Origin of the sequence: Microbacterium sp. ACRRU (genome assembly GCF_022346945.1) — a bacterium.
Lineage (GTDB): Bacteria > Actinomycetota > Actinomycetes > Actinomycetales > Microbacteriaceae > Microbacterium > Microbacterium mcarthurae.
Map to the genome: position 1 here is coordinate 61,521 of NZ_JAKRNI010000012.1, position 13,504 is coordinate 75,024.

The following is a 13,504-nucleotide window of genomic DNA, read 5'->3' on the forward strand; positions in this document are numbered from 1 at the left end:
ACCGGCCGGTGCGAGCCCGGAACGCAGCCCCGGGCGGTCAGAACAGGCGCGGTGCTCCGGACTCGATGCCCTTCATCTCGTCGTAATCGAGGGTGAGGCAGCGGATGCCGCGGTCGGTGGCGAGCACGCGAGCCTGGGGCTTGATCTCCTGAGCGGCGAACACCCCGCTGACCGGCGCGAGCAGGGGATCGCGGTTGAGCAGCTCGAGGTAACGGGTGAGCTGCTCCACGCCGTCGATGTCGCCGCGGCGCTTGACCTCGATCGCGACCGTGCCGCCGTTGTCGTCCCGCAACAGCAGGTCGACGGGGCCGATCGCGGTGGGGTACTCGCGGCGCACGAGTGTGAGCCCTTCGCCGACGACCGAGACCTGCTCGGCGAGCAGTCTCTGCAGGTCGGCTTCGACGCCGTCCTTGATCAGTCCGGGGTCGACCCCGAGATCATGCGCGGTGTCGTGCAGCACCTCGTAGATTTTGACTACCAGGGCGTCGCCCGACTTCTTGTGCGTCACGCGCCACTGCTGCGTGACGCCGACGCTCGCGGCATCCTCGTCCGGCTCCTCGATCGCGAGGGTGCACGGGGGGCTCATCCAGTTCAGCGGCTTGTACGACCCGCCGTCGGAGTGCACGAGCAGCGATCCGTCGCCCTTGTGCACGAGCAGACGCGTGGCCAGGGGCAGGTGGGCGTTGAGGCGACCGGTGTAGTCGACGGAGCAACGAGCGATGACGAGACGCACCCGACGAGCCTAATCGCGCCGGCCGACCGTCTCGTTCTCGCTCTCCGGAACCGTGAGGGGCTTGGCCGCCCCGGAGAAGAGCCCGGATGCCACGATCAGCCCGACCACGATGAACAACGTGTTCAGCAGGCCGATGTGGTCTCCGATCCAGCCGAGGATCGGGGGTCCGCACAGGAACGCGACGTAGCCGATCGTCGCGGCGGCGGCCACGCGGGAAGCCGCCTTGGCGGGGTCGTCGGCGGCGGCCGACATGCCGATGGGGAAGCCGAGCGAGGCGCCCAGACCCCACAGCGCCGCACCGATGTACACGAGCGGTCCGAAGGGGGCGATGATGAACAGCAGCAGGCCCGCGGCCGCGGTGACCGCGAGGATGCGGAGCACCCACACGCGCCCGAAGCGGTCGACGACCGGGCCGCCGGCGAGGCGCCCCGCCGTCATCGCGACGGAGAACACCGCCAGAACGGCAGGTCCCGCCTCTTCGGGGGCGCCGTGCCCGAAGACGACCGCCGAGGGGAGCCAGTCGTTCGCGCTGCCCTCGGCGAAGGCCATGCCGAGCATGATGACGCCCAGAGTGTAGGTGCGCGGCTCGCGCCAGGCCGACAGCGAGGTGGCGAGCCGTTCCCGCCAGTGGGCGCGCTGTTCGTCGGCCGGGGCGTCCATGGCACTCTCGCGCGGGGGCACGTTGGCGATCGCGGCGAACGCGACGACGGCGATGACGATGCCCATCGCGGCCGCGTGCGCGACCACCGACACACCGCCCAGGACGGCGAGATAGCCGATGCCCGCACCGATGACGGTGCCGAAGCTGAAGAACGCGTGCAGGAGCGGCATGACGGTGCGCCCCGTCGCCTTCTCGAGGGCCGCGCCCTCGACGTTCATCATCACGTCGACAGCGCCGTTGCCGAACCCGAACAGGGCCAGCCCCACGAGAGCCACGCCGAACAGCTGCAGGACGTCCGACCCGAACCCGATGACGACGACGCCCACCGCCACGCACAGCAGGGCCGCGAGCATGCCCCGCCGGGCTCCCAGCCGCGCCATGACTGCCGGCGCGACCGTCAGTCCGCTGATGGATGCCACGCCCATCCCGAGCAGCAGAAGGCCCACCCCCGAGTTCTCGATGCCGAGCGATTCGCGGATGGCGGGGACGCGAGAGGCCCACGTCGCGATGCTCAGCCCGCTCGCGAGGAAGATCGCGCAGATCGCGATGTACCAGCGCACGAGGCGCGAGCGGGTGAGGGTCGAGTCCATACCGCCACGATATCGACGGGACGCACAGGAATCGAATCGATTCGAGAGATGTTCGCGAGGGCGCGGTACGATCGGGCGGTGAGCACGCGCCGCGCCACCATCAGCGACGTCGCCCGCGAGGCGGGCGTCTCCGTGTCGACGGCATCCGTCGTCTTCAGCGGGAAGACACCCACGTCGGAAGCGACGCGGGCACGCGTGATCACGGCGGCCGAGAAGCTCGGCTACACCGGACCGGACCCCCGAGCCGCGTCACTCCGGCGCGGACGATCGGGCATCGTGGGCGTCGTCTTCGACCAGCATCTGGGAACGGCGTTCCAGGATCCCGTCACCACCCACATGATGGACGGCCTCGCCGAGGGCGTTTCGCGGCTCGGCGCCGCGCTCCTCCTCCTGCGCGACGACGGCGAGACGATCAGCGAGCCCTCGCTGCACACCGCCCCCATCGACGCCGCCGTCTTGATCGGCTGCAACACGCGCCTGCGCGACTCGCTGGAGATCGTGCGTGCTCGCGGCATCCCGGTCGTCGTGGTCGAGGGGGACGCGGGCAGCGACATCCCCCGCGTGCTGCTCGACAACGTCGAGGCGCAGCGAGAGGCGGCACGTCACCTCGCCGATCTCGGACATCGCGATGTCGTCATCGTGACGCTCCCCCTCGACGCGCAGAGACGTCGGGGCTGGCTCGGAAGCGACGACGAGGCCCGAGTCGACGTGACCGTCGACCGTCTCGCGGGGGCGCGGCAGGTCTTCCCCCACGCGCCGGCGCTCGCGGCGGCCGGCAGCTCGATCGACGAGGGGGCCATCGCGGGTCGAACCATCTTCGCGGACCCCGAACGCCGGCCCACCGCCGTCATCGCACAGAGCGACCTCCTGGCCGCGGGGGTCATCCGCGCGGCGGAAGAGGCCGGGCTCGAAGTGCCGCGCGACGTGAGCGTGACGGGTTTCGACGGGATCGTCGTGGACGGACTGGCGCCGCACGTGCTCACCACCCTGGTGCAGCCGGCGACGGCCAAAGGGCGCGCCGCCGGAGAGGCGGTCGCCGCCATGCTCGAAGGATCGCGGCCGGCCGGCCTCGACCTGACGTGCGCCTTCCGTGCGGGCACGACGACCGCGTCACCGCCTAGCACATGAGGTCTGCGGGCTGGCAGGGAAGATGCTCCGGGTAGAATGAACGCGACACCCCGAGAGCCCGGGCATTCGCCCGTCGACCCCGAGGAGGCCCCACCGTGCTGGCATTCCTCGGCGCCTTCGTCGTCGTCCCCCTGATCCTGCCGATCCTGGTCGCTCGCATCGGCCCGCGGGCGTTCTACGTCGCGGCTCTCCTTCCGACGCTGGCCTTCGCGTACGCGATCGTCCTCGCGCCCGGGATCTTCGCCGGTGACATTCCCTACGAGGAATACTCCTGGATTCCGGGTCTCGACGTCTCGCTGTCCATGCGCATGGACGTCCTCGGGTGGCTGCTCACGCTCATCGTGACCGGCGTCGGGGCCCTGGTCATGCTGTATTGCCGCTGGTACTTCCGCGGCAAGACCCACGGCGTGGGGCAGTTCTCGGCCGTGCTGCTGGCTTTCGCCGGCGCGATGTACGGCCTCGTCCTCACGGACGACATCGTCGTGCTCATCATGCTGTGGGAGGTCACGAGCGTTCTGTCGTACCTGCTCATCGGCTACTACCACGGGCGCGCCGCGAGCCGGCGTGCTGCGCTGCAGGCTCTCCTGGTCACCACGCTCGGTGGCCTGGTCATGCTGATCGGTGTCGTGCTGATCGTGGTGCAGGCCGGGACGACGAGCCTGTCGGAGATCCTCGCCGATCCCCCGGTCGGTCCCGTCGTCGATTCCGCGGTGCTGCTGCTGCTGGTCGGCGCCCTCAGCAAGTCGGCCATCTTCCCGTTCCATTTCTGGCTCCCCGGAGCCATGGCGGCACCGACACCCGTGAGCGCGTATCTGCACGCGGCGGCCATGGTGAAGGCCGGAATCTACCTCGTCGCGCGCCTCGCTCCGGGATTCGCCGACACCCCCTTCTGGCGACCGACGCTGATCGCGCTCGGGGTCTTCACGATGCTGCTCGGCGGGTTCCAGGCCCTGCGCGAGCGCGACCTCAAGCGCATCCTGGCATTCGGCACCGTGAGCCAGCTCGGCTTCCTGATTGTGATGCTCGGCTACGGCACGAGGGATGCCGCTCTCGCCGGCGTCGTCCTGGTCCTCAGTCACGCGCTGTTCAAGTCGTGCCTGTTCCTCGTCGTCGGCGTCATCGACCGTCAGCTGTCGACGCGCGATATCGGCGAACTCTCGGGGCTCGGGCGTCAGGCGCCGGTCATGGCGACCGCGTCCTTCATCGCCATCGCCTCGATGGCGGGGGTCATCCCGACCCTCGGCTTCGTGGCGAAAGAGACCGCGCTGACCGCGCTGTGGCACGAGGCCACCGGCGGTGCGGGGTGGGGGATCGTGGCTCTGGTGGGCGTCGTCGCCGGGTCGGCCCTGACGGCGGCCTACGGCATCCGGTTCCTCTGGGGCGCGTTCTGGACCAAGCGCTCGACGCCGCGCACCGACTGGCCCGACCCGCCCATCGGCTTCCTCGCTTCGCCGGTCCTGCTGGCGGGCGCCTCGCTCGCGCTCGGTTTCCTCGCACCCGTGGTCGACGTGTGGCTGACGCCGTACGCCGACGGCCTGCCCGAGGCCACGGCGGGGGTGCCCGCCCCGGGGTACCCGTACCACCTGGCCCTCTGGCACGGTCTCGAGCCGGCTCTGTTCCTGTCGCTGGGAACGCTCGCTCTGGGTGCCGGCATCTTCTGGCTCGTGCGCCGCACCCAGCTCCACCGCCGCCGGCGGCTGCTGCCCTTCACCGCCAACGACGTGTACAACCTGTCCGTGCGGGGCGTGGACCGGACGTCCGAGTGGACGACGGCGCGGTTCCAGCGCGGATCGCTGCCCTTCTACGTCGGCACCATCTTCATCGTGCTGGTCGTCGCGGAGGGCACCGCGCTCCTCGCCTCCGACGAGTGGCGTGCGCAGCTGGATGCCTGGCAGTCGCCCGCGCAGCTCATCTCCGCGCCCATCATGATCGCCGCGGGCATCCTCGCCGTGCGGGCGCCCAAGCGCTTCACCGGTGTCGCCCTCGTCTCGGTGACCGGGCTCGGGATGGTCGTCCTGTTCGGCACGAGCGGTGCGCCCGACCTGGCGCTGACCCAGGTGCTCATCGAAACCATCACACTCGTCGCCTTCGCTCTCGTGCTGCGGCGCCTTCCCGCTCGCATGGGTGAGCACAACGCGTCGGTGGCGCCTCTCGCCCGCGCTGCGCTCGGCGTCGGAGTGGGGCTGACGATGGCGCTCGTGGCCATCGTCGCCACCGGTGCGCGACAAGAGCTGCCCATCTCGCTCGAGTGGCCTCCGTTGGCATACGAGATCGGTCACGGGCGCAACGTCGTCAACGTCGCCCTCGTCGACCTGCGCGGGTGGGACACGATGGGAGAGCTCTCGGTGCTCATCCTGGCGGCCACGGGCGTGGCATCCCTCGTCTTCATCACCGACCGCAGCGACAACCTCGCCCGCCAGTCGGGAACCTCACGCAGCCGCGTCGGCCTCGGGCGCCGTCGCCCCCTGGTGGAGACCGACAGCGGCGTGCGCGCGCAGCGCGCCGGAGAGACCGACGCCCCACGCGCCTGGCTGGTCTCAGGTGCGAAGGTCCAGCCCGAGAACCGCTCGATCATGATGGAGATCATCATCCGGGTGCTGTTCCACGCGATCATGATCGTGTCGCTGTACCTGCTGTTCGCGGGCCACAACCTGCCCGGCGGCGGATTCGCCGGGGGTCTCGTCGCGGGCATGGCCCTCGTCATGCGCTACATCGCCGGCGGACGGTGGGAACTGGGTGCCGCCGCGCCCACCGACGCCGGGCGCCTGCTCGGTGCCGGCATGGCCATCGCGGTGCTGTGCGCGATCGTCCCGCTCCTCTTCGGCTACGCGCCCCTGCAGAGCTTCACGTTCGAGGGTGATCTCCCGCTCATCGGGCACTGGGAGTTCGTCACCAGCACGATCTTCGACATCGGCGTCTACCTCGTAGTCATCGGCCTCGTGCTCGACGTGCTCCGCAGCCTCGGTGCCGAGGTCGACCGCCAGTCCAAGGACTCGGCCGACACCGGGGCGGTGACGACACCGTGAGCGTCTCCTTCGTCCTCATCGTCGTCATGGCGGTGCTCTTCGCGTGCGGCGTGTACGCCATGCTCGAGCGGAGCCTCACCCGTGTGCTGATCGGGTTCCTGCTGCTGGGCAACGCCGCCAACCTGCTGCTGCTGATCGTCATGGGGCAGCCGGGGGTCGCGCCGTTCTACGACGGCGAGACCGATTCCGCCGACATGTCCGATGCGCTCCCCCAGGCCCTCGCGCTCACCGCGATCGTCATCACCTTCGGTATCTCGGCGTTCCTCCTCGCACTCATCTACCGCTCCTGGCAGCTCGGCCAGGCCGACACCGTCATCGACGACGCCGAAGACGTCGCCATCCGTACGCGGACGGCGGCCGAGCCCGAGGATGCCATCGACGACGAATCGCGCTCCGACGACGAGGATGTGACCACCGACTTCGTCGGCGACATCGTCTCTCCCATCCGCATCCTCCAGCAGGGCGACATGTCCCGGCTCGTGAACGACGCCCCCGTCGACCGGGTGGCCGTCGGACGGGACCGCCCGCAGGGCGACACGCGCCGCCCCGAGGGCGACGAACGCCGCTCGGACGACGGTGAACTCGGCGCCGACGGCGACGCCCGCGACCCCGAGGACGGTGATCGCTCGTGAGCGCCCTGGTTCCCCTGCTCGTCGGCATCCCGCTCATCGGGGCGGCCGTCAACCTCATCTTCGGTCGGCGGAAGAAGCTCCAGATCGCTGTCTCGGTGGTGTCTCTGACCACCGTGACGGTGCTCGCGGCCATCCTGCTCGTCGCGGTCGACACCACCGGCCCCATCGCCGTCGCGATCGCGGGCTGGGACATCCCGCTCGGCATCGTCCTCTATGTCGACGTGCTCGCCGCTCTCCTCGTCGTGGTCACGAGCGTCGTGCTGCTGGCGGTCCTGTTGTTCTCGATCGGCCAGGGCGCCGCCGACAACGACGAGGACACCCCGGTGTCGATCTTCTACCCGGCGTACCTGATCCTGGGCGCGGGCATCTTCAACGCCTTCATCGCGGGCGACCTGTTCAACCTCTACGTGGGCTTCGAGATCCTCCTCGTCGCCTCCTACGTCCTGATCACGCTCGGGAGCACCGAGTCGCGGATCCGCACGGGGGTCGTCTACATCGTCGTGTCGCTGGTGTCGTCGATCCTTTTCCTCGCGGCGATCGCGATGGTGTACGGCGCGCTCGGCACCGTGAACATGGTCCAGATCAGCGAGCGGATGGCGCTGCTGCCGCAGGACACCCAGACGATCCTGCACCTCCTGCTGCTGCTCGCCTTCGCGATCAAGGCGGCCGTCTTCCCGCTGTCGTTCTGGTTGCCCGACTCCTACCCCACGGCACCGGCACCGGTCACGGCTGTCTTCGCGGGCCTGCTGACCAAGGTCGGCGTGTACGCGATCATCCGCACCGAGACGCAGCTCTTCGTCGACAATGACCTGAACTTCGTGCTGATGATGGTGGCGCTGGCGACCATGATCGTCGGCATCCTGGGCGCCGTCGCGCAGGCGGAGCTCAAGCGCATCCTGTCGTTCACGCTGGTCAGCCACGTCGGTTACATGGTGTTCGGCCTGGCCATCAACACCCCGCTGGCGGTGGGCGCGACGATCTACTACATCGTTCACCACATCATCGTGCAGACGACGCTGTTCCTCGCGGTGGGGCTGATCGAGCGTCGGGCCGGCAGCACGTCGATCCTCAAGGTCAAGGGGCTCATGCGTGCGGCACCCGTCCTCGCGGTGCTCTACTTCATCCCGGCCGTGAACCTCGGCGGTCTGCCGCCCTTCTCCGGCTTCATCGGCAAGTACGCCCTGTTCGACGCCGCGGCCGAAGTGGGAACACCGGTGATGATGGTGATGATCGTGGGCGGAATCGCGACCTCGATCCTGACGCTGTACGCCCTCATGCGCGCATGGAATCTGTCGTTCTGGCGCGAGGAGAACGACTCCACGGAGACGATGGAGCGGATCGCGTACCTCGGCAACGCGCCCGCCGCGGCCATCTCGACCGAGCGGCGCACCATCCCGCGCATCATGACCGCCGCGACGGCGGGGATGGTGGCCGTCACCCTCGCGCTGACCGTCTTCGCCGGACCCCTGATCGACGTGTGCCTGCGTGCCGGTGAGCGCATCGCAGAGGGCATCACGCTGGTGCAGCTGCAAGACGAGGGAGGCGAGCAATGAGTCCGTCACGGCGGTCACAGGTCCGCTTCTTCCTGCACCAACTGCCGTTCTTCATCATCCTCGTCGCCCTGTGGATGCTCCTGTGGGGTCAGCTGACCTGGCTCGCCCTGATCACGGGGCTTGCGGCTGCGGTCTTCGTCACACGCGTGTTCCGGCTGCCCCCGGTCGACCTGTCCGGGCGGCTGAACGTCTGGTACGGCTTCGTGTTCGTCGTGACGTTCCTCGGCGCGGTGGTGCGCGGTTCGCTCGTCGTCGCGTGGCAGGTTCTCGACTTCCGTCGCGCGCCGGGCGCGGCGATCATCGCGGTCCCGCTGCGCGTCGACGACGACGTCATCATGGCGCACACCGCCGTCACCGCCTCGCTCATCCCGGGCTCGCTCATCGTCGACGTCGACCGCGAGGGGCGCACACTGTTCCTCCACACGATCGGCATCCGCAGCGACGAGGACGCCGAGCACCAGCGGCGCGTCGTGCTCGGGTGGGAGGCGCGCATCACCCGGGCCGTCGGATCCCGTGCCCAGCTCGCCGACCTGCGTCGGCAGATCGCGGAGGCCGACGACCACGCCCACCTCGGGGCGTCCTCGCCCCGCGACGGACGGACCCCGCTATGACCGCCCTCGTCGTCGTCATCCTCATCGTGTTCGCCGTCGCCGCGGTGTTCGCGCTGATCCGGCTCGTCATCGGCCCGTCGATCCTCGACCGCGCGGTCGCGGCCGACGTGCTGCTCACCGAGGTGCTGTGCATCCTCGGGGCCGACATGGTGATCAACCACCACACCCGGTCGCTTCCGGTGATGCTCGCCATCGCCGCGGTCGGCGTCTTCGGGTCGATCGCCGTGGCCCGTTTCGTCGCGCGGAAGGAGAACCCCCGGTGACCCTGGAATCCGTGCTCGACGTCGTCGCGCTCGTGCTCGTGCTGATCGGTGCGGTGCTGTGTCTGACCGCCACGCTCGGGTTGGTGCGCTGGCCCGATGTCCCCTCGCGGCTGCACGCCGCCACGAAGCCGCAGGTGCTCGGTGTGCTGCTCATCGTGACCGCGGTGGCCCTGTCGCTGCGCACCTGGGAGGCCGTGGCCTTCGGCATCCCGATCGTGCTCATCCAGTTCGCCACCGCGCCGCTGGCGGCGCACATGGTGGGGCGCGCCGCGTACCGCAACCGCACGATGGACGAGGCAGGTCTCTACGTCGACGAGCTGCAGCACCGCACCGAGGAAGGCGGCTCGATCGCCGCCCCCTCGCGCCCCGAGAACTGACCGCTGAGGGGCAGTCCCGCAGCGTCAGATGTCGGACTCCCGCGCATCGCTCTCCGCCTGCGGAGACGGCGCCCCTTCTGCGGGATTCGGCGTCTCGGGCCGTGCCTCGAGTTCGCCGCGCTCGCGCTCCTCACGACGCCCCTCGGCGAGGAAGGCGAGCCGGTTGAGGCACTCGTGGTTGCGGAGCGTGAGCACCGGTCGCCACAGGAGGCCGGGAAGCGCGGCCGGCAGCCCCGTCACGGGTTCCTCGACGATGGTCACCGCGATCCCGTCGCCGTGCGCTCGCACGTCGAAGCGGATGATGCCGCGACCGAGGGGCCCCGCTTTCGGGCGCAGACGGACGCACCGCGGCGGATCCCACTCGACCATCTCGGTGGTGTCGTGCACCATGACCGGCCACATGCCGAGGGAGTGATGGATGCGGGCGCCTTCCTGCGGCCACTCCGGGTCGACGTCCCGCATCCGGGCTGCTCCCACGACCCACACCGGGTACAGCCAGCCGTCGGAGAGCACGGCGAACAGATCGTCGGGCGTGCAGCGCATCAGGCGGGTGTTGCGGGCGGCCATGGCATCCCTTCGCGGTCGTCGTGTTCCGACCCTATGACGCCGCGGCCGTGTGCGCGCGCTCGACGGCCGCGCGTGCTGCATCACCCGATGAGACTCGGCTGGAGATCGCGCAGGGTGCGGTGGTGCGTCATGCGTGTCACGCCGAGCGCGGCGATGAGCACACCCCCCACGAGCCATGCCCCGAGCACGAGCAGATCAGGGCCCACGCGGCCCAGGTCTCCTCCGTACATGACCTGCCGCATGGCATCCACGACGTACCCCATCGGCAGCACGTGGTGCAGGGCCGCGAGGGGGCCGGGGAGGGTCTGCCACGGGAACGTCCCGCCCGCGGTCACGAGCTGCAGCACCATCAGCACGAGGCCGAGGAACTGTCCCACCGACCCGAGCCACACGTTGAGCGCGAGCACGATGGCCGCGTACGTCGCCGAGGCGAAGAGCAGGATGCCGAGAGCGGCCAGCGGGTTGGCGAACGAGAACTGCAGAGCGACGGCGAGGACCGTGAAGAGTCCGACCATCTGCACCGCGCCGAGCCCCGCGGGCGTGAGCCAGCCCGCGAGGGTGATGCGGACGGGGGAGCGGAGGGCGGTCACCGCCCGTTTGGAGACGGGCTTGACGATGAGGAAGAGGGCGTAGATCCCGATCCACCCCGCCAGCGCCGCGAAGAAGGGCGCAAGCCCCGCGCCGTAGTTCTGCGCCTTGGTCACCGACGACGTGCCCACGCTCACGGGGTCGGCGATCGTGTCGGCCTGAGCCTGCCGGGTCTGTTCGTCCGAGTCGGGGATCTGGTCCGCACCCGACGACAGTCCGTCGCGCAGCTGCGTCGCGCCGTCGGAGAGCTGCCCGATCCCGCTGTCGAGCTGGCTCGCACCGTCCCGCAGCTGCGCCGCACCGGATGCCGCCGATGCCGCGCCGTCCGCCAGGGTCGACGCTCCACCGGCCGCGGTCGCCGCGCCGGAGGCGAGAGCCGCGCTCCCGTCGGCCACCTGTCGCGCGCCGTCATCGAGGCGGTCGATCTGTGCCACGGTGTCCTGCACGCGCGCGTTCGCCGCCTCCAGGCGCTCGCCGACAGGATCCAGCCGCGCCAGGATCTCGTCGATGCGCTGCTGATCGAGGCCCGCGTCCGCCAAGGCCCGGGCGATGTCAGACCTCGCTTGCGGCAGCTGGGCCGCGGCATCCCCCGCGATCGTGCCGACCTGACGGGCCGCCGCGTCGATGCGGTCCACGCCGCCCGCGACCTGCTGCGCTCCGTCGGCGACGCGCGCCGACCCGTCGCGCAGCCCCGCGGTGCCGTCACGCAACTGCGCGGCCCCGTCCGAGAGCTGCGCGGTGCCGTCCGCCAGCTGAGCGGATCCGGATGCCAGCTGCGACGACCCCGACCGAGCGGTGCCGAGGCCGTCGACGAGCTGCGTCGCCCCGCTCGTGGCATCCACGAGATTCACCCGGATCGTGTGAAGTGCGTCGAGCAGGCTGCGCCCCGCTTCGTCGACGACCTTCTGCGCGACCGAGGTCTGGATGCGCGCGACGGCCTGTGAGCCGATCGTGGACGCGAGGTAGTTGTTGGCGTCGTTCGTGCGCAGCTCGATCGAGGCTTGGCGCGGCGAATCGCTCGCGAGGGAGGCGACGGCGTCGCTGAAGTCGGCGGGAACCGTGACGATGAAGTCGAAATCACCGCGCTCGAGTCCGCTCGCGGCCTGGTCGGCGCTGACCCGGTGCCACTCGAACGTATCGCTGTCCAGCAGCTCACCGGCCGCTTCGTCCCCGAGGTTGCGCGACGTGCCGTTGATCTGCGCGCCGGTGTCGTCGACGACGAGCGCGACGGGCACGTGGGAGAGGTTGCCGTAAGGGTCCTGGTTCGCCCAGAGATACAGTCCGCCGTAGAGGATCGGCACGGCGAGCAGCGCGACGAGGGCGAGGACCGACATCCGCGTGGAGGTGAGGCGGCGGAGCTCCGCCGCGATCATCTGCGGGACCTTCATCGACTCTCCTCCCGGCTCGCGGCTGCTTCAGCCGGCACGCGATCGGCGAGAGCCGTGCGCGAGGCGTGCCCCGCGACGACCAGGACGGCGTAGCCGCGCTCGGCGAACTCCTCGGCGATGCGCCACCACGCGGCGGGCTCGCCACCGTGCCGGTCGGGCGCCACGAGGACGAGGCCCTCCACGCCCGGGCGCAGCACGGCCAGCTCGAGGAGCAGCCGAACCCGTTCCGCCGCGTCCACGTTGCCGATCGGCAGGGATGCCAGCGACGCGAGGCCCAACCCCTCGAGCCAACGGCGTGCGGCGAACGGCGTCGGCGCGTGACCGGCGAACATGAGCTCCTCGGCGACCACGCCGATGACGGTGACGTTCGGCTCCGGCTCCGACACGACGGGGGCGTCGACGAGAGCCACGCGGCGACGGATCGCCCCGGCGTCGGTGCGCCCGTCGATCGTGACCGATCCCGCGTCGATCTTCATGCGACCGGATGCCACGAGCCCGAGCACCGTGGGACGCTGCTCCGTCTCGGCGACGACGAGGGTCGCCCGCCCGGTCTCGAAGAGCGTGGAGGTCTCGGGGAGCGCGCCGTGCGCGCGTCCTTTCGCGACGGCATCCAGGACGATCCTCATTCCGCCTCCAGGTCGGGGTGCTGCGTGAGGAGCTCGCGGGCCTCGGTCCAGGACAGCCCGGCGATGCCGAGGACCGCCGTGACCGCGATGCCGCGCGCGCTCGCCGACTCCGCGTCGACCCGGGCGACGACCATGCGGCCGGTCTCTTCGAGCAGGCGCGAGAGCGTCGGTGCGGGGAGGTCGGTGCGCAGCTCACCCGCCTCCTGTCCCCGGCGGACGATCGCGTCGATGCGCCGCCGCAGCGGCGCGAGCGCCGCCGAGGTCTGCGGCAGGTGCGTGTCGTCGAGCGCGAGGGCCGCCGCGGCTTGCACGTGCGCGGCCTCGCGCCACAGCTCCGAGGCCAGGCGGGCGAGAGCGACCCGCGAATCGGGATCGTCGATGGTGTCGGCGATCACGTTGAATCTCGCGGCGCCGGTGGCGATCACCTCCCGGAGGATGGCGTCACGGTCGTCGAAGTGGCCGTAGAGGGCGCGGCGCGAAAGACCGGCGCGCGCAGCGATGTCGGCGATCGAGGCGCGAGGGTCGTGGCCGATGACAGCGGTGGCGGCGTCGACGATGCCGGCGCGGTTCTCAACGGCGTCACGGCGGCGGGCGGTCATGCTCATCCCGCCACCCTACGCCTATCTTGCACTCCCGTGTGCAAGTTCCCTCCATGCGCGAGTCGCCAAGATTTGTCGCCGAGGCGTGCCGGCGGGGCCAACAAATGGGGCGTCGCGCCGGGGGGGGACAGTGCCCCCGGGGTGGCAGCATGGGGGTGGGTG

13 protein-coding genes are annotated in these 13,504 nt (G+C 70.5%); 7 read left to right on the forward strand and 6 right to left on the reverse strand.

Annotated features, from left to right (window positions below):
- Nucleotides 1–37: 37 nt before the first annotated feature.
- The gene (gene nucS, locus MHY30_RS08130; RefSeq protein WP_239276367.1) at nucleotides 38–733 is read right to left on the reverse strand and encodes an endonuclease NucS; all 696 of its coding nucleotides are present in this window, start codon (nucleotides 731–733) and stop codon (nucleotides 38–40) included.
- A gap of 9 nt (nucleotides 734–742) precedes the next feature.
- Nucleotides 743–1,984, reverse strand: coding sequence for a sugar MFS transporter (locus tag MHY30_RS08135; RefSeq protein WP_239276368.1), 1,242 nt, complete (start codon nucleotides 1,982–1,984; stop codon nucleotides 743–745).
- A gap of 78 nt (nucleotides 1,985–2,062) precedes the next feature.
- Here MHY30_RS08135 and MHY30_RS08140 point away from each other — a divergent pair, with 78 nt between their 5' ends.
- The 7 genes from MHY30_RS08140 (at nucleotide 2,063) to mnhG (ending at nucleotide 9,574) form a co-directional block, all read left to right on the forward strand.
- On the forward strand, nucleotides 2,063–3,112 hold the full coding sequence (locus MHY30_RS08140; RefSeq protein WP_239276369.1) for a LacI family DNA-binding transcriptional regulator: 1,050 nt from the start codon (nucleotides 2,063–2,065) through the stop codon (nucleotides 3,110–3,112).
- A 95-nt stretch (nucleotides 3,113–3,207) separates the two neighbouring features.
- On the forward strand, nucleotides 3,208–6,138 hold the full coding sequence (locus MHY30_RS08145; RefSeq protein WP_239276371.1) for a Na+/H+ antiporter subunit A: 2,931 nt from the start codon (nucleotides 3,208–3,210) through the stop codon (nucleotides 6,136–6,138).
- Nucleotides 6,135–6,770 carry a Na(+)/H(+) antiporter subunit C gene (locus MHY30_RS08150; protein WP_239276372.1) on the forward strand — a complete coding sequence of 212 codons (636 nt, stop codon included), beginning with the start codon at nucleotides 6,135–6,137 and terminating at the stop codon, nucleotides 6,768–6,770. The genes MHY30_RS08145 and MHY30_RS08150 overlap by 4 nt, the downstream gene beginning before the upstream one ends.
- A complete protein-coding gene (locus MHY30_RS08155) occupies nucleotides 6,767–8,323 on the forward strand; it encodes a Na+/H+ antiporter subunit D (RefSeq protein ID WP_239276373.1) in 1,557 nt (518 codons plus the stop codon). Before MHY30_RS08150 ends, MHY30_RS08155 begins: the two co-directional genes overlap by 4 nt.
- Nucleotides 8,320–8,934, forward strand: a complete 615-nt coding sequence (locus MHY30_RS08160) for a Na+/H+ antiporter subunit E (RefSeq protein WP_239276374.1) — start codon at nucleotides 8,320–8,322, stop codon at nucleotides 8,932–8,934. The genes MHY30_RS08155 and MHY30_RS08160 overlap by 4 nt, the downstream gene beginning before the upstream one ends.
- Nucleotides 8,931–9,197 (forward strand): monovalent cation/H+ antiporter complex subunit F, encoded by a 267-nt coding sequence (locus MHY30_RS08165; RefSeq protein WP_239276375.1) that lies wholly within the window; start codon nucleotides 8,931–8,933, stop codon nucleotides 9,195–9,197. Before MHY30_RS08160 ends, MHY30_RS08165 begins: the two co-directional genes overlap by 4 nt.
- Nucleotides 9,198–9,199: 2 nt before the next feature.
- Nucleotides 9,200–9,574: a monovalent cation/H(+) antiporter subunit G gene (mnhG, locus tag MHY30_RS08170; protein ID WP_239276385.1), complete on the forward strand. Its 375-nt coding sequence runs from the start codon at nucleotides 9,200–9,202 to the stop codon at nucleotides 9,572–9,574.
- Nucleotides 9,575–9,598: 24 nt separating this feature from the next.
- Here mnhG and MHY30_RS08175 read toward each other — a convergent pair whose 3' ends face one another.
- The 4 genes from MHY30_RS08175 to MHY30_RS08190 all read right to left on the reverse strand — a co-directional run bounded on the left by MHY30_RS08175 (nucleotide 9,599) and on the right by MHY30_RS08190 (nucleotide 13,348).
- Nucleotides 9,599–10,141, reverse strand: a complete 543-nt coding sequence (locus tag MHY30_RS08175; protein WP_239276376.1) for an SRPBCC family protein — start codon at nucleotides 10,139–10,141, stop codon at nucleotides 9,599–9,601.
- An 80-nt stretch (nucleotides 10,142–10,221) separates the two neighbouring features.
- The gene (locus tag MHY30_RS08180) at nucleotides 10,222–12,117 is read right to left on the reverse strand and encodes a YhgE/Pip domain-containing protein (protein WP_239276377.1); all 1,896 of its coding nucleotides are present in this window, start codon (nucleotides 12,115–12,117) and stop codon (nucleotides 10,222–10,224) included.
- Entirely contained in the window at nucleotides 12,114–12,743 is a 630-nt protein-coding gene (locus MHY30_RS08185; protein ID WP_239276378.1) for a hypothetical protein, read from the reverse strand. The genes MHY30_RS08180 and MHY30_RS08185 overlap by 4 nt, the downstream gene beginning before the upstream one ends.
- The gene (locus MHY30_RS08190) at nucleotides 12,740–13,348 is read right to left on the reverse strand and encodes a TetR/AcrR family transcriptional regulator (protein WP_239276380.1); all 609 of its coding nucleotides are present in this window, start codon (nucleotides 13,346–13,348) and stop codon (nucleotides 12,740–12,742) included. The genes MHY30_RS08185 and MHY30_RS08190 overlap by 4 nt, the downstream gene beginning before the upstream one ends.
- Between the last annotated feature and the right edge of the window lie 156 nt (nucleotides 13,349–13,504).